The sequence below is a fragment of the Gordonia sp. LMA167 genome, assembly GCF_058130025.1.
Genome location: NZ_CM176708.1, coordinates 1,189,858 through 1,212,434, shown reverse-complemented (window position 1 = coordinate 1,212,434; position 22,577 = coordinate 1,189,858). Strand labels below are relative to the sequence as shown.

Sequence of the window (22,577 nt, the reverse complement as noted above, 5' to 3'; positions counted from 1 at the left end):
AAACTCAGCCCCGCGACCCCGCGTAATAGCGACCGAGGAACTCGTCGCGGTACTCGATGTAGTTGCCGTCCTCGATCGCCTGGCGGGCACGGTCGACCAGCGTGACGATGAACGAGACGTTGTGCAGTGTCGCCAGGGTGGCGGCCAGACCTTCCTTGGCCTTGAACAGGTGATGCAGATAGGCCCGGCTGTACTGCGACGTGTAGTTGTCGATCTCCGGGTCCAGGGACCCGAAGTCCCTGCGGTACTTGGCGTTCGTGATGTTGTACCGGCCGTCGAAGGAGTAGATGGCACCGTTGCGGGCGACGCGGGTCGGCGACACGCAGTCGAAGGTATCGGCCCCGTTCTCGATGGCGGTGAAGATGTCGTCGGGTTCGCTGATCCCGAGAAGGTGCTTCGGCATGTCATGGGGCAGTTCGTCATTGACCCATCCGACGATGGTGCCCAGGTCGTCCTTGGTGAGCGCACCGCCGATGCCGAAACCGCCGAAGCCACGACCACCCGCGTCCTGATCGGCGCGACTCATCGCCACCAGGTCGCGCGACGCCTTGCGCCGCAGGTCCTCGTACTGGGCGCCCTGGATGACACCCCACAGCGACTGCGGGGGGCGATGGGTGCGCTCCCGCGACAACCGATTGTGTTCGGCGAGACAGCGGATGGCCCACAGCCTGGTGCGCTCCAGCGAGTTCTCCTGGTACGTCCGGGTGTTCATCAGCGTGGTCAGTTCGTCGAACGCGAAGATGATGTCGGCGCCGAGCTGATGCTGGATCTGCATCGACACCTCCGGCGTGAACCGGTGCGCGGAACCGTCCAGATGCGACTTGAAGGTGACACCGTCGTCGTCGACCGCGGACAGGCGCTCCTTGCCGTCGGCGGTGATCTCGTCGTTCTGCTCGCCGGTGACATCCATCGAGATGACCTTCTTGAAGCCGGCGCCCAGCGACATCACCTGGAAGCCGCCGCTGTCGGTGTAGGTCGGTCCGGGCCAGTTCATGAACCTGCCGAGACCGCCCGCCTCGTCGATGATCTCCGGTCCCGGCTGCAGGTAGAGGTGATAGGCGTTGGCGAGAACGGCCTGCGCACCGAGTTCGGCCACGGATTCGGGGAGCACGGTCTTCACGGTCGCCTTGGTCCCCACCGGCACGAACGCCGGGGTGTGGATGCGGCCGTGCGGGGTGTCGATGACGCCGGTGCGACCCCGGGTACCGGGCAGCGACGTCCCGACGGAAAACGAGTGATCGGGCGTCAGGGCGGTGTCGTCGGTAGAGCTCACCGCTGCATTTTTGCAGTTGGGAGAGGTCTAACCCAAACCCGGTACGGTGATCACATGTCGCGCAGCCACTATCGAATCCTGCTCGCCACCCTCACCGCTCTGCTCGGTCTCGCGCTGACGGCGTGCGGCACCGAACAGGAGTCGGCGTCGTCGTCGGACACGGCGGGGGCTTCCGCCGTAACGGTGTCCGAGAACCCGAACGCATCGGTCGTCGGCGGACCGAAGCCGGTGTCGCCGACGACTTCGGTCGCCGACGATCTCGGCACCAACACCCAGTGCGGCACCACGTCGGGACCCGACGGTGCGTTGCGGATCCTCGTCCTCTCCGGCGACCTGAGCTGCGACACCGCGAAGGAAGTGGCCACCGAGTACGGCCCCAAGATCGCGACCGGTCAGCCGCAGGAGGTGTCCGGCTGGCAGTGCGGACCGTCGACGACAACCGGAATCCTGGCCAGCTGCAGCAAGGACGGCCAAGAGTTCGGGTTGACGCCGTAGGCGCTGCTTGACCCTGACGCGACGTGAGGCCCGACAGTGTCTGATGTGAGCGATGAAGACCACGAGCACACGGTCGGGGCCGTCGCGCGTCTCGTCGGGATCAGTGTCCGGACGTTGCATCACTACGACCACATCGGCCTGGTGGTGCCGTCGGCGCGAACCCCGGCAGGTTATCGGGTGTATGCCGATGCCGACGTCGAGCGACTGCATCAGGTCCTGACCTACCGTGAGCTCGGCTTTCCGTTGGAGCAGATAGCGACCCTGCTCGACAATCCGAACGCGGACGCATGGTCCCGGCTGCGGGATCAGCGCGAGCTGCTGACCGAACGGATCGATCGCTTGCACCGGATGGTCGCGGCTGTGGAGGAGATGATGAACGCGAAGAAGAAGGGCGTCCAGCTCACCGCTGAGGAACAGGCCGAGGTCTTCGGTCAGGACTGGCGCGGCGAGGAGTATGCGGCCGAAGCCGAGGAACGATGGGGCGACTCCGAGGCCTGGCGCCAGAGCCAGGAGCGCACCGGGCGTTTCAGCAAGGACGACTGGAAGGCGGTCAAGGCGGAGACCGACAGGCTCGAGGCCCGGCTCGCCGACGCCCTGCGGGCGGGCGTGGTTCCGGGATCAGCGGAAGCCGACGCGCTGGCCGAGGAGCATCGGGCGTCGATCAACCGGTTCTACGACTGCGACCACGAGATGCAGGTGAACCTGGCGGAGATGTATCTGGCCGACCCGAGGTTCACCAAGCACTACGACGACGTCGCGCCCGGGCTGGCGCAGTTCGTGCACGACGTGATCGTGGCGAACGCCGAGCGGCGGTAGATGCGTTTCGACGTTTGCTCGCGGGATCTCGATACGCCTCCTCGCTGCCGCTCGTCGACTACTCGATCAGCGGAAGGGGGTCCTCGACCGCTCGTCAGCGGAAAGGGGTCCTCGCTGCCGCTCGTCAGCGGAAAGGGGTCCTCGCTGCCGCTCGTCAGCGGAAAGGGGTCCTCGCTGCCGCTCGTCAGCGGAAAGGGGTCCTCGCTGCCGCTCGTCAGCGGAAAGGGGTCCTCGACCGCTCGTCAGCGGGAAGGGGTCCTCGACCGCTCGTCAGCGGGAAGGGGTCCTCGCTGCCGCTCGTCGACTACTCGATCAGCGGGAGGGGACCCCTTCCCGCTGATCGAGTAGTCCGAGCCGCCAGGCGAGGACGTATCGAGATCCGCCGTCAGCTCTGCAACGCCTCGGCCACCCGCTCGAGCGCGGCCACCCGGCTGCCCTTGACCAGCACCGCATCGCCCTCGCCCAGCTCACCGAGCTCGGTGACCGCGCCCTGGACGTCGGCGACGTGCCGGGCCGTGTTGCCGTAGTGCGACTCATCGACCGCGATGAGTTCGATGTGCAGGTCGTAGGCCAGTTTCGCGATCGCCGCGTGCTGGGCGGCGGAGTCCGAACCGAGTTCGGCCATCGTGCCGAGGACGGCGAAGCGTCGGCGGGCGTCCAGCGCGGCGAGCGAACGCAATGCCGCCGCCATCGACGTCGGGTTGGCGTTGTAGGCGTCGTTGAGAATCGTCACCCCGGCGGAGGTGGTCACCAGTTCCATCCGCAGTCCCGACAGTGCGGCACCGAGCAGGCCGTCGGACATCTTCTCCACCGGCACGCCGAACCAGCCGGCCGCGCATACGGCGGCCAGCGCGTTGGGGACCTGGTGTTCGCCCCGGGCACCGAGCCGGATGCCGGCCTCACCCCAGGGGGTGTGCAGACGGAACGATGCGCGCAGCTGATCGTCCAGGACGATGTCGGTGGCATACACGTCCGCCGACGGTGTCAGCCCGAAGGTGATGACGCCGGCGTCGGTGCGTGTGGCCATCGCCGCGACCCGCTCGTCGTCGGCGTTGAGGACGGCCAGGCCGTCCACCGGCAGCGACTCCACCAGTTCGCCCTTCGCCCGGGCCACAGCGTCGATGTCGCCGAACAGCTCGAGATGCACTCCCTCGACGCGCGTGACGATCCCGACGGTCGGTCGGGCGATCCCGCACAGCAGGTCGATGTGGCCGATCCCCCGGGCACCCATCTCCACCACGACGGCCTCGGTGTCGGCGGCGGCGTTGACCAAGGTCAGCGGCAGCCCGAGCTCGTTGTTGAAGGATTTCTCGCTCGCCGTCGTCGGGTAGGTGGTCCCGAGTACGCCGGCGAGTAGATCTTTGGTGGAGGTCTTGCCGACCGATCCGGTCACGCCGACGATCCGGCCCGGTAGCCGGTCGCGGGCCAGACCACCGAGGTCGGCCAGTGCGGCCGCGGTATCGGTGACGGTGATCGCCGGCAGCGACACGTCGGGGACGCTGCCCTCCGAACTCAGGTAGGCGGCTGCACCGGCCGCCGCCGCGGATGCCACGAACTCATGGCCGTCCCGGGCCGCGACGATCGGCACGAACAGTTGCCCGGATCGCACGCTTCGGGAGTCGATGCCGGCGCCGTCGATGTCCACGTCGTCGCCGACCAGCCGTCCGTTGACGGCGGCCGCGATCTGGCTCGCCTTGAAATGCACACGACAACGCTACAAGGCCGAGTCGGCACAGCACGTACGGCCAGCACGTACGGCCGGGGCAACCCGGTGGCCGTATCGTGTCTGCCATGGCTCCACACCTGCTGCGTCTGGTCGTCCTCTACGGCGGTGTCTCCGCCGAACACGACGTCTCGTGCGTCACCGCGGCACACGTGCTGGCCGCAGCCGACCGCAGCAAGTACGACCTGGTGCCGATCGGCATCACCAAGTCCGGGACGTGGCTGCGCAACGACAAGGCGCTCGCCGCCCTCGCCGAGGGCAGCGACCTGCCCGACAAGCTGGAACCAGCCGGCACGGAGATCGAGCCACTGGCGGCACTGCGCGGCGATGCCGGCGAACAGGCGATCACCGTGGTGCTGCCGTTGCTGCACGGTCCGCACGGCGAGGACGGCACCATCCAGGGGATGCTCGAGCTGTTCAAGGTGCCGTACGTGGGCGCCGGAGTGCTGTCGTCGGCGCTCTGCATGGACAAGGCGATGGCGAAGATCGTCGCCGAGCAGGCGGGTATCCCGCAGTGCCGGTGGATGGAGTTCCGCGACGGGATCGACGACCCGAATACGATCGTCACCCGCGCTGTCGATGCGCTGGGCCTGCCGGTGTTCGTCAAGCCCGCGAACCTGGGTTCGTCGGTCGGCATCACCAAGGCGCACGACGCCGCCGAGCTCGACAAGGCCATCGACCTCGCGCTGCGGTACGACGATGTCGTGATCATCGAAGAGGCGGTCACCGCGCGGGAGGTGGAGGTCGCGGTGCTGGGCAACTCCGCGCCCGAGGCGTCGGTGCCCGGCGAGATCCTGCCCGGCAGCGAGTTCTACGACTACGAGGACAAGTACGTCACCGGCGCGGCGAAACTGGTCATCCCGGCCGACCTCCCCGACGACGCCACGCGCGAGGTGCGCGAACTGGCCGCGAAGTCGTTCACCGCGCTGCGGTGCGCCGGGATGGCCCGCGTCGACTTCTTCTACGAAGCCGACGGTCGCGGGTGGTTGCTGAACGAGGTCAACACGATCCCCGGCTTCACACCGGGATCGATGTATCCGAAGCTGTGGGAGGCGAGCGGCGTGAGCTATGCCGATCTGATCGATCAGCTCGTCGCCCTCGCACTGGACAACCATCGACGGCGGGTCGGGTTCTCCACCGAGCACTGAGAGTCCCCCGCCGCTGGTCGGGTTCTCCACCGAGCACTGAGAGTCCCCCCGCCGCTGGTTGAGTAGCAGCGAACAGAGTGAGTCGCGTATCGAAACCACCCGACAGCGATCTCGATACGGTCCCCGCCTGGCGGCTCGGAGCCTACTCGATCAGCGGTTGATTGACGCCTCCTCCCGCTGGTTGAGTAGCGCCGCGCGAGCCCGCGGGCCCGGCGCGTATCGAAACCCACGCACCCCGATCAAACGATGAGCGTTTCGGGTTCCGTCGGCGAGATGTGGGGTTCCGTCGACGAAAAACTGGGTTCCGTCGGCGGGGTTTCGGTCTCGGTCGGCGACGGCGGGACGGTAATGTGCTCGACGTGACCGACCCCGCCCGGAGCAACGACATCCGCTCGCTGCAAAAACGGGACGGGGATCCCGTTGTGGTGTTGCGAGTGCTGGTCTATTCCGACCATTCGGACACCCGCGCGGCGGTCATCCGGGCACTCGGTCGACACCCGGATCCGGGGCTGCCCGAACTCAGCTTCGTCGAGGTGGCGACCGCTCCGATGGTCTTCGCGCAGCTCGACGCCGGTGCGATCGACGTGGCGATCCTCGACGGTGAGGCGGCCCCGGCCGGGGGCATGGGCCTGGCCAAGCAGATGAAGGACGAGATCGACCCCTGCCCGCCGACGCTGGTGCTGCTCGGGCGCGCCGACGACCGGTGGCTGGCCGACTGGTCGCGCGCCGACGCCACCGCGACGCTTCCGGTCGACCCGATCGCCTTGTCGAGCACATTCATCGAACTGCTGCGCACCCCCGACTCGTAGAGAAACGCGTCCGCAATCCCTGACACAGGCGGCTGGATCGCTTGTACGCTGTGTGTAACAGCTCACTGTGTTGTAACTCACACAGGACCGACCCTGGGGAGGCCGTCAGTCTATGAACGCCTACGTCCCGATCATGGTGCTCGGGGCAATTGCTGTGGCGTTCGCAGGCTTTTCGGTCGGCATCGCGCTGCTCGTCGGGCCGAAACGGTACAACCGCGCCAAACTCGAACCCTATGAATGCGGCATCGAGCCGCTGACCGAATCGCACACCCTCGCCTCGACCGGCGGCGCGATCACCGCGACATCACGCACGGAACAGGTGATCCAACGGATACCGGTGAAGTACTACCTCACCGCCATGCTCTTCATCATCTTCGACATCGAGATCGTGTTCCTCTACCCGTGGGCCGTCGCGTTCGACGCTCTCGGCTGGTTCGGTCTCGCTGCGATGACCCTGTTCATCGTCAATGTCTCGGTGGCCTACGCCTACGAATGGCGTCGCGGAGGGCTCAGCTGGGAATGACCACGGCTCGGTGTGTGCCCCGCTGTGGGCACGCATCGCGACCGCCGCTACACGCTAGGAGGTTCGCGGAAATGGGACTCGAGGAGAAACTGCCGAGCGGATTCCTGCTGAGCACTGTCGAGGACCTGGCCGGGTTCATGCGGAAGGGGTCGCTCTGGCCGGCCACCTTCGGGCTCGCGTGCTGCGCCATCGAGATGATGGCGACGACGTCGGGTCGCTACGACCTCGCACGATTCGGCATGGAGGCCTTCCGCGCCTCGCCGCGGCAGGCCGACCTGATGATCGTGGCGGGCCGCGTGAGCCAGAAGATGGCACCGGTGCTGCGGCAGATCTATGACCAGATGGTCGAGCCCAAATGGGTGCTGGCCATGGGTGTTTGCGCATCGTCGGGCGGCATGTTCAACAACTACGCGATCGTGCAGGGAGTCGACCACGTGGTGCCGGTCGACATCTATCTCCCCGGCTGCCCGCCACGTCCGGAGATGCTGCTGAACGCGATCCTCAAACTGCATGAACAGATCGCCCAGATGCCGCTCGGTGTCAATCGGGAGCAGGCCATCTGGGCGGCCGAACAGGCTGCGCTGCAGGCGAAGCCGACCATCGAGATGAAGGGGCTGCTGCGGTGACGGAACCGAGGGCCCCGAAGACCGCAGGCGAGATGAGTCGCGAGGAACAGACCGGCACCGAACAGATCGGCGTACGCAAGGGCCTGTTCGGCGTCCACGGCAGCGGCGACACCTCGGGCTACGGCGGTCTGGTCCAGGCGGTGACCCTGCCGGGCAGTTCCAGCCGCCCCTACGGTGGCTATTTCGACGAGGTGGCCGACCAACTCGCGGCGGGCCTGGCCGAACTCCCGAACACCGACTACGACGCGGCCGTCGAGAAGGTGGTGATCTTCCGGGACGAGATGACGGTGCACGTGCGCCGTGAGCACCTGCGGGCCGTCGCGCTGACCCTGCGCAACCGCGACACCCTTCGATTCGAATTGTGCCTGGGCGTCAACGGAGTCCACTATCCCGACGATCGAGACCGCGAACTGCATGCGGTCTACCCGCTGATGTCGATCACACACAACCGCCGACTGCGGCTCGAGGTGGCCGTCGCCGACGCCGACCCGCACATCCCGAGTCTCACCGACATCTACCCGACCAACGACTGGCACGAGCGCGAGACCTACGACTTCTTCGGCATCGTGTTCGACGGCCACCGATCCCTGACCCGCATCGAGATGCCCGACGACTGGCAGGGCCACCCGCAGCGCAAGGATTACCCCCTCGGCGGAGTCCCCGTCGAGTACAAGGGGACTCGCATCGCACCACCCGATCAGCGGAGGTCGTACAACTGATGACCACCACCGACGCCGGCAACGGCAGCACCGTTCACCCCACCCAGACCTACACGGTGTCCGGGCAGGACTGGGACGAGATCGTCACCGCGGTCCGCGAACGCGCCGCGGCGCAACCCGGCGACGAACGCATCGTGGTCAACATGGGCCCGCAGCACCCGTCCACGCACGGGGTGCTGCGCCTGATCCTCGAGATCGAGGGCGAGACGGTCACCGAGGCACGCTGCGGGATCGGCTACCTGCACACCGGGATCGAGAAGAACCTCGAATACCGCAACTGGACGCAGGGCGTCACCTTCGTCACCCGGATGGACTATCTGTCACCGTTCTTCAACGAGACCGCTTACTGCCTCGGTGTCGAACGGCTGCTGGGCATCACCGACGACGTCCCCGAGCGGGCCACCGTCATCCGCGTGCTGCTGATGGAGCTCAACCGCATCTCGTCACATCTCGTGGCCCTGGCCACCGGCGGCATGGAACTCGGCGCGGTCACCGCCATGTTCCTCGGCTTCCGGGAACGGGAGATGATCCTCGATGTCTTCGAGCTCATCACCGGGCTGCGGATGAATCACGCCTACATCCGGCCCGGCGGCGTCGCCCAGGATCTACCAGCCGACGCCCCGGACAAGGTGGCCGAGCTGCTCGACATCCTGCCGGGGCGACTCGGTGAGCTCGAGGATCTGCTCAACGAGAACTACATCTGGAAGGCCCGCACCCAGAATGTCGGCTACCTCGACCTCACCGGCTGCATGGCGTTGGGCATCACCGGGCCCGTGCTGCGATCGACCGGCTTGCCGCATGATCTACGCAAGTCCCAACCCTATTGCGGCTATGAGAATTACGAGTTCGACGTCATCACCGACACCACCTGCGACTCGTACGGTCGCTACCTGATCCGGGTGAAGGAGATGCAGGAGTCGGTCAAGATCGCGCGCCAATGCCTCGACCGGCTGCGACCGGGGCCGGTGATGGTGGCCGACCGCAAGCTGGCATGGCCCGCCGACCTGGCACTCGGACCGGACGGCCTGGGCAACTCACCGGAGCACATCGCGAAGATCATGGGCACCTCCATGGAGGCCCTCATCCACCATTTCAAGCTGGTGACCGAGGGGATGCGAGTGCCGGCCGGGCAATGCTACGTGGCGGTGGAATCCCCCCGCGGCGAACTCGGTGTCCACATGGTCAGCGACGGCGGCACCCGCCCGTATCGGGTGCACTACCGGGATCCGTCGTTCACCAATCTGCAAGCAGTGGCGGCGATGTGCGAAGGCGGCATGGTCGCCGACGTGATCACCGCCGTCGCCAGCATCGACCCGGTGATGGGAGGGGTTGACCGATGAGCGATCCGGTGTTCGTGGATCTCACCGCACCACCCGCCGAAGGTGTGCCGGTGGTTGCGCCGCAACCTCACCCGACTATCCGCTTCGACGGGCCTGCCGACTACCCGGACGATGTCACCGCACGCCTCGCCACCGAGGCGGCCGGCATCATCGACCGCTACCCGCGGGCACGCTCGGCGCTGCTCCCGCTGCTGCACCTGGTGCAGTCCGAGGATGGCCAGATCACCCGGGCAGGCGTCGCTTTCTGTGCCGCCCAACTGGATCTGACCACCGCCGAGGTGGCCGCGGTGGCCACCTTCTATTCGATGTACCGCCGTTCCCCGACCGGTGAATACCTCGTCGGTGTCTGCACCAACACCTTGTGCGCGGTGATGGGTGGCGACGAGATCCTCGCGACATTGCGTGAGCACCTCGGTATCTCGCCGGGTGAGACGACCCACGACGGCCGCATCACCCTGGAGCACGTCGAGTGCAACGCGGCCTGCGACTTCGCACCGGTGGTGATGGTCAACTGGGAGTTCTTCGACAACCAGACACCCGACAGCAGTGTGGAACTCGTCGAGGACCTCCGGGCCGGAGTCGCACTGACCCCCGCCCGCGGCACCGGGACGGTGTGCTCGTTCCGCAAGACCGCGCGTGAGTTGGCGGGGTTGCCGACTGTCGGTGAGGACAGCCCAACGCCACTCCCGATCCCTGAGGAGGCCCGGAGCGCTAGCGCAACAACCCCGATCCCTGAGGAGGCCCGGAGCGCTAGCGGAGGGCCGTCACGAAGGGCCGCCCTTCGTGACGCTCGCAAGCTCGCTCCTCAGGGACCGGGTGGGGACGAGCGCGCTCCTCAGGGACCGGGTGGTGACGAGCGCGCTCCTCAGGGACCAGGTGGTGACGAGCGCGCTCCTCAGGGACCGGGTGAAGACGAAGCCACTCCTCAGGGACCGGGTGGAGACGAGCGCGCTCCTCAGGGACCCGGTGAAGACGAAGCCACTCCTCAGGGACCGGGCGAAAACGACATTCCCGTACTCAGTCGCTTCTGGTCCGAACCCGAATCGTGGACGCTGCAGAACTATCAGTCGCACAGCGGCTATGAGGCGCTGCGCACCGCGTTGGACACCCCGCAGGACGACATCATCGCGATGATCAAGGAGTCCGGGCTGCGCGGTCGTGGCGGCGCCGGGTTCCCGGTGGGGATGAAGTGGTCGTTCATCCCACAGCAAGATCCCGACAAACCATTCGACCCCGACGCGCCGCCGCACTACCTGGTGGTCAACGCCGACGAGTCCGAACCCGGCACCTGCAAGGACATACCGCTGATGCTGGCCTCCCCGCACTCGCTGATCGAGGGCGCGATCATCGCCGCCTACGCGATCCGGGCCAGGCACGCGTTCATCTACGTGCGTGGTGAGGTCGCCTCGGTGCTACGGCGGATGCGGGGCGCCGTCGACGAGGCCTATGCGGCCGGCTATCTGGGACGCGACATCCTCGGCTCCGGCTTCGATCTCGACCTCGTCGTGCACGCCGGCGCCGGCGCCTACATCTGCGGCGAGGAGACCGCGCTGCTCGACTCGCTGGAGGGTCGCCGCGGGCAGCCCCGTCTGCGACCGCCGTTCCCCGCGGTCGCCGGCCTGTACGCCAGCCCGACCGTGGTCAACAATGTCGAGTCCATCGCCAGTGTGCCCCCGATCATCCGCAACGGCGTCGAGTGGTTCCGCGGCATGGGAACCGAGAAGTCGCCGGGATTCACGCTGTATTCGCTGTCCGGGCACGTCGCCCGGCCCGGACAGTACGAGGCACCATTGGGGATCACACTGCGGGAGTTGCTCGACCGCGCCGGCGGCGTGCGCGCGGGCCACCGGCTGAAGTTCTGGACGCCGGGCGGGTCGTCGACGCCCATCCTCACTGACGAGCACCTCGACGTACCGCTCGACTACGAGGGAGTGGGCGAGGCCGGGTCGATGTTGGGCACCAAGGCCCTACAGATCTTCGACGAGACGACATGCGTGGTGCGTGCGGTCCTACGGTGGACCGAGTTCTACGCCCACGAGTCCTGTGGGAAGTGCACGCCCTGCCGCGAGGGCACCTACTGGCTGGTGCAGCTGCTCAAGCGGCTCGAGGCCGGCGACGGCGAGGCGGCGGATCTGGACACCCTGTCCGATATCACCAACACCATCGTCGGCAAGTCGTTCTGCGCGCTCGGTGACGGCGCCGGCAGCCCGATCGTGTCGTCCCTCAAGTACTTCCGCGACGAGTATCTGGCACATTTCGACGGCGGATGTCCCTTCGACCAGCATGACGCCACCACCTACCCCACCGACTCGTCGAATACCGGGGCGCTCCGATGACCGCGGTCGACGACTCCCGGGCCACCGGGAGCAAGCCCGACCTCGTGTCGGTGACCATCGACGGCACCGAGATCTCGGTACCCAAGGGAACATTGGTGATCCGCGCCGCCGAACTGATCGGCACGCAGATCCCACGATTCTGCGACCATCCCCTGCTCGATCCGGTCGGTGCCTGCCGACAATGCCTCGTCGAGGTGGAGGGTCAACGCAAACCCCTGGCGTCGTGCACCACAGTGGTCACCGACGGGATGGTGGTGCACACCCAACGCAGTTCGGAGGTCGCCGAGAAGGCGCAGCGCGGGGTGATGGAGCTGCTCCTCATCAACCATCCGCTCGACTGCCCGGTCTGTGACAAGGGCGGCGAGTGCCCGCTGCAGAACCAGGCGATGTCCTCGGGCCGCGGCGATTCGCGCTTCACCGGGACCAAGCGCACCTTCACCAAGCCGGTGCCGCTGTCCTCGGAGGTGCTGCTCGACCGCGAGCGCTGTGTGCTGTGTGCCCGCTGCACCCGCTTCGCCGATCAGGTCGCCGGCGACCCGCTGATCGACTTCGCCGACCGTGGTGCGCTGCAGCAGGTTTCGATCTATCAGGACGATCCGTTCGAATCGTACTTCTCCGGCAACACCGTGCAGATCTGCCCGGTCGGCGCGCTGACCAGCACGGCCTACCGGTTCCGGGCACGCCCGTTCGACCTGGTGTCCTCGCCCAGCGTGTGTGAGCACTGCGCCAGCGGGTGCGCCCAGCGCACCGATCACCGGCGCGGCAAGGTGTTACGTCGACTCGCCGGCGACGACCCCGAGGTCAACCAGGAATGGAACTGCGACAAGGGCCGGTGGGCGTTCGCCTACGCCACCGCCGACGACCGGCTCACCACACCGATGGTCCGGTGGCCGGACGGCTCCCTGCGCGAGGTCTCCTGGGGTCATGCGCTGCGCCACGCCGCCGAGGGACTCGCCGCCGCACCCGGTCGGTCCGCGGTACTGACCGGTGGCCGCCTCACCGCCGAGGACGCCTACGCCTACTCGCGTTTCGCCCGAACCATGCTGGACACCAACGACATCGACTTCCGCGCCCGCGCACACAGCGCCGAGGAGACCGACTTCCTCGCCGCCCATGTCGCCTCCCGACCCGACGATGTCACCTACTCCGAACTCGTCGCCGCACCATCGGTGCTGCTCGTCGCGTTCGAACCCGAAGAGGAATCCCCCATCGTGTTCCTCCGGATGCGCCGTGCGGTGCGCACCGCGGGCCAACGGGTCTCGACCATCGCGGCACTGCGCAGTCCCGGCGTGGCCAAGCTGAACGGGACCCTGCTCCCGACGATGCCGGGTGACGAAGCAGCCGTGCTCGATTCGGACGCGGCCGCCGACGCCGTCGCGGCGCAGGGATCGGTCATCGTGGTCGGTGAGCGGCTCGCCGGCGTCCCCGGTGGCCTGACCGCGGCCGTCCGACTCGCCGAACGTACCGGTGCCCGCCTGGCATGGATTCCGCGGCGCGCCGGGGAACGCGGAGCGCTCGAGGTGGGAGCCGCACCCAACCTGTTGCCGGGTGGCCGCCCCGTCGCGGACCTCACCGCGCGCGCCGAGATCGCGATAGCCTGGCAGATCGCTGATCTGCCGAGCGTGCCCGGCCGCGACACCACGCAGATCCTGGAGGCGGCACTGCGACAGGAGATCACCGCACTGGTGATCGGCGGCGTCGAGCTCGACGACCTCCCCGACCCCGCGCTCGCGGCTGCGGCGCTGGCCGCGAGTGGATTCGTCGTGAGCCTGGAGATGCGGCGCAGCGCGGTCACCGAACACGCCGATGTGGTGCTGCCGGTGGCCGCGGCGGCCGAGAAGCCCGGCATGTTCGTCGACTGGGAAGGGCGGGCACGGCCGTTCGAGACGGCATTGCCGGAAGCCGGCACGCTGTCCGACCATCGGGTGCTCTCAGCGCTGGCCCGTCAGATGGGCGTGGAGTTGCGCTGTGACAATCCGTCGATGATTCGTGCCGACCTCGAGAACATCGGCGCCTTCGCCGGCACCCGACCAGCGATGGCCCCGGTCGATGCCGCACCGAACCATCACGGCGCCAACGAGTCCCGACGAGCCGTTCTGGCGAGTTGGCGGATGCTCCTCGACGCCGGCCGATTGCAGGATGGTGAACCGCATCTGGCGGGCACCGCGCGCACGCCGGTCGCGCGGATGTCCGCGACCACCGCCGCCGGTATCGGCGGCACTGCCGGCGGGCAAGTCGAAGTGGGTACCGACCGCGGGGCCATCACGCTGCCGTTGGAGATCGTCGAGATGGTCGACGGCGTGGTGTGGGTGCCGATGAATTCTCCGGGCGCGGGCGTGTACACCCACCTGGGCGCGCGGGCAGGTGACGTGGTCGCGATCGCGGCGGTCCCGACCGATGGGGAGGTCCGATGAATTTCCCGACCCTCGCCGACTTCGGCAACGACCCCTGGTGGCTCATCCTCATCAAGGCGGTCGCCGTCTTCGGCTTCCTGGTGGCCAATCCCCTCGCGGCGATCCTGATCGAGCGAAAGGTGATGGCGCGGATGCAGAGCCGCATCGGCCCCAACCGGGTCGGTCCGCGCGGTCTGCTGCAGAGTCTTGCCGACGGGGTGAAACTCGCCCTGAAGGAGGGCATCATCCCCTCCGGCGTCGACAAGTGGATCTATGTCGCGGCGCCGATGATCGCGGTGGTCCCGGCGGTCATGGCGTTCGCGGTGATCCCGTTCGGTCCCATGGTGTCGGTGTTCGGGCACCAGACCCCCTTGCAGCTCACCGACCTTCCGGTCGGCGTCCTCTACGTCCTCGCCATCACCTCGGTCGGCGTGTACGGCATCGTGCTGGCCGGCTGGTCGTCGGGATCGACTTATCCGCTGCTCGGCGGCCTGCGCTCGACCGCGCAGGTGATCTCCTACGAGATCGCGATGGGCCTCACCTTCGCGGCGGTCTTCCTGGATGCGAGCACGATGTCGACGTCGGGCATCGTCGCGGCGCAGGAACATCATTGGTATGTCCTGCTGTTGCTGCCGTCGTTCGTGATCTACGCGATCTCGATGGTCGGCGAGACCAACCGCGCACCCTTCGACCTCCCCGAGGCGGAGGGTGAGCTGGTGGGCGGCTTCCACACCGAGTACTCGTCGCTGAAGTTCGCGATGTTCATGCTCGCCGAATACATCAACATGGTGACCGTCTCGGCCCTGGCCACGACACTGTTCCTGGGCGGTTGGCAGGCGCCCTGGCCGCTGAGCATCTTCGACTGGGCCAACTCGGGCTGGTGGCCGATCCTGTGGTTCACCATCAAGGTCTGGATCTTCCTGTTCGTGTTCATCTGGCTGCGCACCAGCCTGCCGCGCCTGCGCTACGACCAGTTCATGAACCTCGGCTGGAAGGTCCTGATCCCGATCTCGCTCACCTGGGTGATGGTGGTCGCCGTGATCCGCGCCGCGATCGGCGGTTCCGACGACGCCGACCTGGCGCGGTCGTTGGTGTCGGCCGCGGCCGGACTGGTGGTCACCGCGCTCATCGGCTACGCCATCTGGCGGTTGATGCGGCTGCCGGATCAGGATTCGACGGCGGGCCGCCGGGTCTCGATACGCGGCTCCTCCGTCGCCGCTACTCGACCAGCCGATGACGAGCCTCCCGTCTTCGACCCGATGGCCGGCGGCTTCCCGGTGCCGCCGCTGCCGGGTCAGGTGCTGCCACCCACGACCTCCTCGATCCCGCCGCCCACGACCAAGGAGACGACCGATGCCTGACTTCTTCAAACCGATCAGCGGTCTCGGCGTGACCTTTTCATCCATGTTCTCGCCGACCATCACCGAGCAGTATCCGGAAGAGAAGACGCCGACGGCCCCGCGCTATCACGGGCGCCATCAGCTCAACCGGCATCCCGACGGGCTGGAGAAATGCATCGGCTGTGAGCTGTGCGCTTGGGCGTGTCCCGCCGACGCCATTTATGTGGAGGGCGCCGACAACACCGAGGACGAACGGTATTCACCGGGCGAACGGTACGGGCGTGTCTATCAGATCAATTACCTGCGGTGCATCGGGTGCGGGCTCTGCATCGAGGCCTGCCCCACGCGGGCGCTGACCATGACCAACGACTACGAGATGGCCGACGACAACCGCGCCGACCTGATCTACGAGAAGGACCAACTCCTGGCGCCCCTGGACCCCGGGGTGACACCGGCACCGCACGACATGGCCCCGGGATCGACCGAGGAGAACTACTACCGCGGTGAGGTGTCGAAGGACGGGCGACTCGTCGCGAAGGACGAGTCGTGACAACGATACTCGCCGAGGAACTGACCCGAACCTCGACGGGCGAGGCCGTCCAATTCTGGGTCCTCGGCATCGTCGCGGTGCTCGGAGCCCTCGGCGTGGTGTTCGCCACCAAAGCGGTGTACTCGGCCATCTTCCTGGCCACCACGATGATCATCCTCGCGGTGTTCTATGTCGCGCAGGGAGCGCTGTTCCTCGGTGTGGTGCAGGTGGTGGTCTACACCGGCGCGGTGATGATGCTGTTCCTGTTCGTGCTGATGCTGATCGGCGTCGACTCCTCGGACTCCCTGGTGGAAACCCTTCGCGGGCAACGTGTGGCCGCAGTGGTCCTGGGCATCGGTTTCGGGGTGCTGCTGATCGCGGCGATCGCGAACGCGTCGTTGGCGGTCTTCGCCGGCGCGCCCGTCGCCGGTGGCGCGGGAAGCAGTGCGGCGTCGGACGGCAACATCGAGGCCATCGCGGAACTCATCTTCGTGCAATACCTCTGGGCGTTCGAACTGACCGGCGCGCTGCTCATCGCGGCGACGCTCGGCGCGATGGTGCTGGCGCATCGAGAACGCTTCGGACCCCGACGCAGCCAGCGTGAGCTGTCCGAGGAGCGGTTCCTCCACGGCGTCGACATGACACCGATGCCCAGTCCCGGTGTGTACGCACGGCACAACGCCGTCGACGTGCCGGCGCTCCTGCCGGACGGGACTCCGTCGGAACTGTCGGTCAACCCAACCCTGCGGCCCCGTCCACCGTCCTCGCCACCAGCGGGCTCCGACAGCATCCGCCGAGAGCTCGGGGAGAAGCGATGAACCCGGAGAATTACCTGTACCTCTCGGCACTGTTGTTCACCATCGGCGCGGCCGGGGTGCTGCTGCGCCGCAACGCGATCGTCGTCTTCATGTGCATCGAGTTGATGCTCAACGCCGCCAATCTCGCGTTCGTGACGTTTGCCCGTATGCACGGTTCGTTCGACGGTCAGGTGATCGCCTTCTTCACGATGGTGGTCGCCGCCGCCGAGGTGGTTGTCGGGCTGGCCATCATCATGACCATCTTCCGTGCCCGCCGATCGGCCTCGGTCGACGGCGCAGACCTGCTGAAGCGGTAGGAGGAACCAGGTGAGCACCCAGACGACCGCGGATCTGCTCTGGCTGGTTCCCGCGTTGCCGTTGCTCGGCGCGGCGATCCTGCTCCTGGGTGCGCGGCGCACCGATCGGTGGGGCCATCTCCTCGGTACCGCGCTGGCGTTGGCGTCCTTCGCGCTGGGCCTGGCGATGTTCTTCTCCATGGTGGGGCGCGCCACCGATGACCGTGCGGTGCACCAGATCCTGTTCAGCTGGGTGCCGGTCGGGCAACTCCAGGTCGATTTCGGTCTGCAACTGGACCAGCTGTCGATGTGCTTCGTGCTGCTGACCACCGGCGTCGGGTCGCTGATCCACGTCTACTCGATCGGCTACATGGCCGAGGACCCCGACCGGCGCCGGTTCTTCGCCTACCTCAACCTGTTTCTGGCCGCGATGCTGTTGTTGGTGCTGGCCGACAACTACCTCGGGCTGTACATGGGTTGGGAGGGTGTGGGTCTGGCGTCGTATCTGCTGATCGGTTTCTGGCAGTACAAGCCGACCGCGGCGACCGCGGCGAAGAAGGCGTTCGTGGTGAACCGGGTCGGCGACATCGGGCTGGCGATCGCTCTGATGATCATGTTCGCGACGTTCGGTGCGGTGTCCTTCCAGGCGGTGTTCGCCGGGGCCGATCAGGCCGGCCAGAACGTGCTGACCGCCATGGGTTTCATGTTGTTGTTCTCGGCGTGCGGGAAGTCGGCGCAGGTGCCGCTGCAGTCGTGGCTGGGTGACGCGATGGAGGGCCCGACACCCGTCTCGGCGCTGATCCACGCCGCCACCATGGTCACCGCGGGTGTCTACCTGATCGCGCGGTCCAACCCGATCTTCGACCTCGCGCCCGCCGCTCAGGCCGGCGTCGCCGTCGTCGGCGCGGTGACCCTGTTGTTCGGTGCGATCATCGGTTGCGCGAAGGACGACATCAAGAAGGCACTGGCGGCATCGACGATGAGCCAGATCGGCTACATGGTGCTCGCCACCGGGCTCGGACCCGCCGGTTACGCGTTCGCGATCATGCATCTGCTCACCCACGGCTTCTTCAAGGCCGGTCTGTTCCTCGGCGCCGGATCGGTGATGCACGGCATGAACGACGAGACCGACATGCGCCGTTACGGCGGGCTACGCACCGTCATGCCGATCACCTTCGTCACCTTCGGGCTCGGATACCTGGCGATCATCGGGGTGCCCCCGTTCGCCGGGTTCTTCTCCAAGGACCCGATCATCGAGGCGGCCTTCGCCTCCGGTGGCGTCGGCGGGTGGTTGCTCGGCGGCGCAGCGCTCCTCGGCGCAGGGATCACCGCGTTCTACATGACCCGGGTGATGATCCTGACGTTCTTCGGGGATCGCCGGTGGAAACACGAAGAAGTGCATCCCCACGAGTCGCCCGGGGTGATGACCGGGCCGATGATCATCATCGCGATCGGCTCGGTTGTCAGTGGCGCGTTGTTGGTGTGGGGTGACTCCCTCGTGCATTGGCTCGAGCCGGTGGTCGGCGAGGAACACCACGAACTCGGGGTGCCGACGTGGGTGATGACGGTGACGATCCTCGCCGTGGTGGCGATCGGCATCGGGCTCGCGTGGCGACAGTATGCGACGCAACCGGTTCCGGAGGTCGCGCCCGATGATGTGACGGCGTTGACCGTGGCCGCCCGCCGCGACCTCTACGGCGACGCGGTCAACGAGAACCTGCTGATGCGGCCCGGCCAGGAACTGACCAAGGGTCTGGTGCTCTTCGAAGGTGACGGCGTCGACGGCCTCACCACCGGTGTGGGTCGCTCGATCGGTGTGCTGTCGCAACGTTTACGGGGCTGGCAGACCGGCTATGTGCGGTCCTATGCACTGTCGATGTTCGCCGGTGCCGTCCTGATCGTCGCGTTGGTGATGGTGGTGAACGTCGCATGAGCGTGCCCTGGTTGACCATCCTCTGGCTGCTGCCGGCCGTCGGCGCCGCTGCGGTACTCGCCATCCCGAGTACCCGGCCGGACATCGCGAAGTGGCTGGGGCTGACGATCTCGGTCGTCGTCCTCGGTCTGTCGATCGGGCTGGCGATCGGCTTCGATACAGGCGGTTCGCGCTACCAGTTTGTCGAAGACCATAGTTGGATACCGGCATTCGGCACCCGCTACGCGCTCGGACTCGACGGCATCGGACTTGTGCTCGTGCTGTTGACCGCGGTGCTGCTGCCGCTGCTCATCCTGGCCGGCTGGAATGACGCGGATCATTCCGGCTCGCTGGATCATTCGGCCGGGCGGCGGCAGAAGGGCCCGCACACCTACCTCGCACTGACGCTCGCCGTCGAGGCGATGGTGTTGATGAGCTTCGTCGCGCTCGACATCCTGCTCTTCTACATCTTCTTCGAGGCCATGCTGATCCCGCTGTACTTCCTCATCGGCGGTTTCGGCAGCACCGCCGGCGGCGTGAACAGGTCGCGCGCGGCGGTGAAGTTCCTGCTGTACAACCTGTTCGGCGGTCTGATCATGCTGGCCGCGGTGATCGGCCTGTACGTGGTCACCGCCGACTCGGGGCTGGGCACCGACGGCGGCGGCACCTTCGATCTGCGGACCGTGGTGGACGCGGTGTCGTCGGGCCAACTCGATGCGAGCTCCGGCCTGATCAAGCTGCTGTTCCTCGGCTTCATGTTCGCGTTCGCGGTGAAAGCACCTCTGTGGCCCTTCCATTCGTGGCTGCCGGATGCCGCGGTCGCGGCCACTCCGTCGAGCGCGGTGCTGATGATGGCCGTGGTGGACAAGGTCGGCACGTTCGCGATGCTGCGCTACTGCCTGCAGCTGTTCCCCGACGCCGCCCGCTACTTCGCCCCGCTGATCGCGGCCCTCGCGGTGATCGGCATCATCTACGGAGCGATCCTCGCCATCGGGCAGACCGATGTGATGCGGCTGATCGCCTACACCTCGATCTCACACTTCGGCTTCATCATCCTGGGGATCTTCGCCCTCACCAGCCAGGGACAGACCGGGTCGACGCTGTACATGGTCAACCACGGGATCTCCACCGCGGCACTGTTCCTGGTCGCCGGGTTCCTGGTGTCGCGGCGCGGCAGCAGACTCATCGCCGACTACGGCGGCGTGCAGAAGATCGCACCCGTCCTGGCCGGCACGTTCCTGGTGGCCGGCCTGGCCACGTTGTCGCTCCCCGGCCTGGCGCCGTTCATCAGCGAGTTCCTCGTCCTGATCGGCACCTTCACCCGCTACCCGGTCGCGGCGATCGCCGCCGCGAGCGCGCTGGTGCTGTCGGCGATCTACGTCCTGTGGCTCTATCAACGGATGATGGGTGGGCCCCCGAAGGTGACCGTCGGCGTGGAGGGACCGGGCGCGGCCACCCGGCCCATGCGTGACCTCCACGGCCGGGAACTGGTCGTCGTCGCACCGCTGATCGCGCTGTTGCTCGTGTTCGGCGTCTACCCGAAACCGCTGCTGAACCTGATCGATCCGGCGGTCTCGCAGACGATGAGCACGATGCATCAGACCGATCCGAAGCCCACGGTTGCTGTTCCGACGGACGGAGAGCAGAAATGACCGTCGCTCATCTCGCCGCCATCGAGGCGCCCAGCGTCGAGTACGGACTGTTGTCCCCCATGCTCATCGTGTTCGGCGTCGCGGTCGTCGGTGTGCTCGTGGAAGCCTTCTCGCCGCGAACGTTCCGTTATCCGATCCAGCTCGTGCTGTCGCTCGGCGGGCTGGTCGCCGGGTTCATCGCGCTGATCGTCGTGGCCGTCGCCGAGTTCTCCGACGGCGGCCGCGGACAGTTCGCGATGTCCGGGGCGGTGGTGATCGACCGCCCGACGATCTTCCTGCAGGGGCTGCTACTGCTCGTCGCGATCATCGCCGTCGCCTTCATGGGCGAACGTCGTCTCGAACGGGTGGTCGCGGCACCGTCGTCGATCACGTTGAACGGCTCGGGAGCCAAACGTGTCAGCGACGGCCCGGGTGCGGCCGCGCAGGCCACGCTCGATGCGGTCGACGCCGACATGTTCACGCCGTCCGGGGCGGCGGTGCCCAACACCGACGCCGAGTTCGAGGCGACCCGGGCGGGTGGGCTCACCACCGAGGTGTTCCCGTTGACGCTGCTCGCCGTCGGCGGCATGATGTTGTTCCCCGCGTGCGGCGATCTGCTGACGATGTTCATTGCGCTGGAGGTGTTCTCGCTCCCGCTCTACCTGTTGTGCGGGCTGGCGCGTCGGCGTCGGCTGATCTCACAGGAGGCGTCCCTCAAATACTTCCTGCTCGGCGCGTTCTCGTCGGCCTTCTTTCTGTTCGGCGCGGCGTTCGCCTACGGCGCGACCGGCTCACTCCAGCTCGGTGAGATCGGCCGGGCCATCGGCGCACCGGGAGTGGACACCATCCTGCCGCTCATCGCACTCGGCCTGCTGTCGGTGGGTTTGCTGTTCAAGATCGGTGCGGTGCCGTTCCATTCGTGGATTCCGGACGTCTACCAGGGTGCGCCGACACCGGTGACCGGATTCATGGCGGCCGCCACCAAGATCGCCGCGTTCGGCGCGCTGTTACGGGTGTTCTACGTCGGGTTCGGGGATCTGAAGTCCGATTGGGAACCCGCCCTGTGGGCCGTCGCGATCGCCACCATGCTCGCCGGCGCCGTGATGGCGGTGACGCAGAACGACATCAAACGGATGCTCGCCTACTCGTCGATCACGCATGCGGGTTTCATTCTGCTGGGTCTGGTCGCGTTCGACGATGCGGGTCTCGCGGCGACGATGTTCTACCTCGCCGCCTACGCGTTCTCGACGTTCGGCGCGTTCGCCACCGTGGCCGTGGTCCGGGAACCCGACAAGCAGTCGGGCCCCCACCTGTCCGGCCGTGAGGCCACCGAGATCTCCCAGTGGGCCGGCCTCGGCCGGCGCTATCCGCTTGTCGGCGCGATGTTCTCGATGTTCCTGCTGGCCTTCGCCGGTATCCCGCTCACCAGTGGATTCGTCGCGAAGTTCGACGTCTTCGCCGCGGCAGCCGGTTCCGGCGCCGGGGTTCTGGTGGTCATCGGTGTCATCAGCAGCGCGATCGCCGCCTATTTCTACATCCGCATCATCGTGGCGATGTTCTTCGCCGACGTCCCCGTCGACGCCCCGCACGTGGTGAAGCCGAGCGTCCTGACCACGTCGTCGATCGCCGTGTGCACCCTGGTCACGATTGTGCTGGGCATCTTCCCGCAGCCGCTGCTGGACCTCGCGCAGAACGCTGCCCAGTTCCTGACGTGAGAGAGTGAACGGCCTCGAGATGCCGTGGGCGACCGTCGTTGGGTAGGAATCTCCAACCTGTCGATCCGTGAAGAGGACCGGAGCGCCGTACTCCGGTCCCTGAGGAGGTCCGGAGCGCTAGCGAAGGGACCGTCACACCGATCCCTGAGGAGGTCC

19 protein-coding genes are annotated in these 22,577 nt (G+C 67.0%); 17 read left to right on the top strand and 2 right to left on the bottom strand.

Annotated features, from left to right (window positions below; all coding sequences use genetic code 11):
- Window positions 1–4: 4 nt before the first annotated feature.
- Window positions 5–1,273 (bottom strand): tRNA guanosine(34) transglycosylase Tgt, encoded by a 1,269-nt coding sequence (gene tgt, locus ACVT6V_RS05410; protein WP_489898784.1) that lies wholly within the window; start codon window positions 1,271–1,273, stop codon window positions 5–7.
- A 54-nt stretch (window positions 1,274–1,327) separates the two neighbouring features.
- Here tgt and ACVT6V_RS05405 point away from each other — a divergent pair, with 54 nt between their 5' ends.
- Together ACVT6V_RS05405 and ACVT6V_RS05400 are read left to right on the top strand one after the other, a co-directional pair.
- Window positions 1,328–1,768 (top strand): hypothetical protein, encoded by a 441-nt coding sequence (locus ACVT6V_RS05405; protein WP_489898783.1) that lies wholly within the window; start codon window positions 1,328–1,330, stop codon window positions 1,766–1,768.
- Between the two features lie 45 nt (window positions 1,769–1,813).
- On the top strand, window positions 1,814–2,584 hold the full coding sequence (locus tag ACVT6V_RS05400; protein WP_489898782.1) for a MerR family transcriptional regulator: 771 nt from the start codon (window positions 1,814–1,816) through the stop codon (window positions 2,582–2,584).
- A gap of 385 nt (window positions 2,585–2,969) precedes the next feature.
- Here the strand turns inward: ACVT6V_RS05400 and ACVT6V_RS05395 are convergent, their stop codons facing one another.
- A complete protein-coding gene (locus tag ACVT6V_RS05395; RefSeq protein WP_489898781.1) occupies window positions 2,970–4,289 on the bottom strand; it encodes a UDP-N-acetylmuramoyl-tripeptide--D-alanyl-D-alanine ligase in 1,320 nt (439 codons plus the stop codon).
- 86 nt (window positions 4,290–4,375) lie between these two features.
- Between ACVT6V_RS05395 and ACVT6V_RS05390 the strand changes: the two genes are divergently transcribed.
- The 15 genes from ACVT6V_RS05390 to nuoN all read left to right on the top strand — a co-directional run bounded on the left by ACVT6V_RS05390 (window position 4,376) and on the right by nuoN (window position 22,421).
- Window positions 4,376–5,455 carry a D-alanine--D-alanine ligase family protein gene (locus ACVT6V_RS05390; protein ID WP_489898780.1) on the top strand — a complete coding sequence of 360 codons (1,080 nt, stop codon included), beginning with the start codon at window positions 4,376–4,378 and terminating at the stop codon, window positions 5,453–5,455.
- 395 nt (window positions 5,456–5,850) lie between these two features.
- Complete coding sequence (locus tag ACVT6V_RS05385; RefSeq protein ID WP_489900712.1) at window positions 5,851–6,264, top strand: hypothetical protein; 414 nt, start codon at window positions 5,851–5,853, stop codon at window positions 6,262–6,264.
- A 112-nt stretch (window positions 6,265–6,376) separates the two neighbouring features.
- Window positions 6,377–6,787: an NADH-quinone oxidoreductase subunit A gene (locus ACVT6V_RS05380; RefSeq protein WP_489898779.1), complete on the top strand. Its 411-nt coding sequence runs from the start codon at window positions 6,377–6,379 to the stop codon at window positions 6,785–6,787.
- A gap of 71 nt (window positions 6,788–6,858) precedes the next feature.
- Window positions 6,859–7,413, top strand: coding sequence for a NuoB/complex I 20 kDa subunit family protein (locus tag ACVT6V_RS05375; RefSeq protein ID WP_489898778.1), 555 nt, complete (start codon window positions 6,859–6,861; stop codon window positions 7,411–7,413).
- 32 nt (window positions 7,414–7,445) lie between these two features.
- A complete protein-coding gene (locus ACVT6V_RS05370; protein ID WP_489900710.1) occupies window positions 7,446–8,132 on the top strand; it encodes an NADH-quinone oxidoreductase subunit C in 687 nt (228 codons plus the stop codon).
- A complete protein-coding gene (gene nuoD / locus ACVT6V_RS05365; RefSeq protein ID WP_489898777.1) occupies window positions 8,132–9,472 on the top strand; it encodes an NADH dehydrogenase (quinone) subunit D in 1,341 nt (446 codons plus the stop codon). The genes ACVT6V_RS05370 and nuoD overlap by 1 nt, the downstream gene beginning before the upstream one ends.
- Window positions 9,469–11,808 (top strand): NADH-quinone oxidoreductase subunit NuoF, encoded by a 2,340-nt coding sequence (gene nuoF / locus ACVT6V_RS05360; protein WP_489898776.1) that lies wholly within the window; start codon window positions 9,469–9,471, stop codon window positions 11,806–11,808. The genes nuoD and nuoF overlap by 4 nt, the downstream gene beginning before the upstream one ends.
- Window positions 11,805–14,222: an NADH-quinone oxidoreductase subunit G gene (locus ACVT6V_RS05355; protein ID WP_489898775.1), complete on the top strand. Its 2,418-nt coding sequence runs from the start codon at window positions 11,805–11,807 to the stop codon at window positions 14,220–14,222. The genes nuoF and ACVT6V_RS05355 overlap by 4 nt, the downstream gene beginning before the upstream one ends.
- Window positions 14,219–15,562 (top strand): NADH-quinone oxidoreductase subunit NuoH, encoded by a 1,344-nt coding sequence (nuoH, locus tag ACVT6V_RS05350; protein WP_489898774.1) that lies wholly within the window; start codon window positions 14,219–14,221, stop codon window positions 15,560–15,562. The genes ACVT6V_RS05355 and nuoH overlap by 4 nt, the downstream gene beginning before the upstream one ends.
- Complete coding sequence (gene nuoI, locus ACVT6V_RS05345) at window positions 15,555–16,091, top strand: NADH-quinone oxidoreductase subunit NuoI (RefSeq protein ID WP_489898773.1); 537 nt, start codon at window positions 15,555–15,557, stop codon at window positions 16,089–16,091. The genes nuoH and nuoI overlap by 8 nt, the downstream gene beginning before the upstream one ends.
- Window positions 16,088–16,888, top strand: a complete 801-nt coding sequence (locus ACVT6V_RS05340; RefSeq protein ID WP_489898772.1) for an NADH-quinone oxidoreductase subunit J — start codon at window positions 16,088–16,090, stop codon at window positions 16,886–16,888. The genes nuoI and ACVT6V_RS05340 overlap by 4 nt, the downstream gene beginning before the upstream one ends.
- Window positions 16,885–17,184: an NADH-quinone oxidoreductase subunit NuoK gene (gene nuoK, locus ACVT6V_RS05335; RefSeq protein WP_489898771.1), complete on the top strand. Its 300-nt coding sequence runs from the start codon at window positions 16,885–16,887 to the stop codon at window positions 17,182–17,184. The genes ACVT6V_RS05340 and nuoK overlap by 4 nt, the downstream gene beginning before the upstream one ends.
- Window positions 17,185–17,194: 10 nt before the next feature.
- Window positions 17,195–19,096 carry an NADH-quinone oxidoreductase subunit L gene (gene nuoL, locus ACVT6V_RS05330; RefSeq protein WP_489898770.1) on the top strand — a complete coding sequence of 634 codons (1,902 nt, stop codon included), beginning with the start codon at window positions 17,195–17,197 and terminating at the stop codon, window positions 19,094–19,096.
- Window positions 19,093–20,727, top strand: coding sequence for an NADH-quinone oxidoreductase subunit M (locus ACVT6V_RS05325; RefSeq protein WP_489898769.1), 1,635 nt, complete (start codon window positions 19,093–19,095; stop codon window positions 20,725–20,727). Before nuoL ends, ACVT6V_RS05325 begins: the two co-directional genes overlap by 4 nt.
- Window positions 20,724–22,421 carry an NADH-quinone oxidoreductase subunit NuoN gene (gene nuoN / locus ACVT6V_RS05320; protein ID WP_489898768.1) on the top strand — a complete coding sequence of 566 codons (1,698 nt, stop codon included), beginning with the start codon at window positions 20,724–20,726 and terminating at the stop codon, window positions 22,419–22,421. Before ACVT6V_RS05325 ends, nuoN begins: the two co-directional genes overlap by 4 nt.
- Window positions 22,422–22,577: the final 156 nt, after the last annotated feature.

Bases quoted from the DNA above. Each gene is read 5' to 3' on its own strand.
- ACVT6V_RS05405 (WP_489898783.1), top strand. From the start codon at position 1,328: ATGTCGCGCAGCCACTATCGAATCCTGCTCGCCACCCTCACCGCTCTG.
- ACVT6V_RS05390 (WP_489898780.1), top strand. From the start codon at position 4,376: ATGGCTCCACACCTGCTGCGTCTGGTCGTCCTCTACGGCGGTGTCTCC.
- ACVT6V_RS05380 (WP_489898779.1), top strand. From the start codon at position 6,377: ATGAACGCCTACGTCCCGATCATGGTGCTCGGGGCAATTGCTGTGGCG.
- ACVT6V_RS05375 (WP_489898778.1), top strand. From the start codon at position 6,859: ATGGGACTCGAGGAGAAACTGCCGAGCGGATTCCTGCTGAGCACTGTC.
- ACVT6V_RS05370 (WP_489900710.1), top strand. From the start codon at position 7,446: ATGAGTCGCGAGGAACAGACCGGCACCGAACAGATCGGCGTACGCAAG.
- nuoD (WP_489898777.1), top strand. From the start codon at position 8,132: ATGACCACCACCGACGCCGGCAACGGCAGCACCGTTCACCCCACCCAG.
- nuoF (WP_489898776.1), top strand. From the start codon at position 9,469: ATGAGCGATCCGGTGTTCGTGGATCTCACCGCACCACCCGCCGAAGGT.
- ACVT6V_RS05355 (WP_489898775.1), top strand. From the start codon at position 11,805: ATGACCGCGGTCGACGACTCCCGGGCCACCGGGAGCAAGCCCGACCTC.
- nuoH (WP_489898774.1), top strand. From the start codon at position 14,219: ATGAATTTCCCGACCCTCGCCGACTTCGGCAACGACCCCTGGTGGCTC.
- nuoI (WP_489898773.1), top strand. From the start codon at position 15,555: ATGCCTGACTTCTTCAAACCGATCAGCGGTCTCGGCGTGACCTTTTCA.
- nuoK (WP_489898771.1), top strand. From the start codon at position 16,885: ATGAACCCGGAGAATTACCTGTACCTCTCGGCACTGTTGTTCACCATC.
- ACVT6V_RS05325 (WP_489898769.1), top strand. From the start codon at position 19,093: ATGAGCGTGCCCTGGTTGACCATCCTCTGGCTGCTGCCGGCCGTCGGC.
- nuoN (WP_489898768.1), top strand. From the start codon at position 20,724: ATGACCGTCGCTCATCTCGCCGCCATCGAGGCGCCCAGCGTCGAGTAC.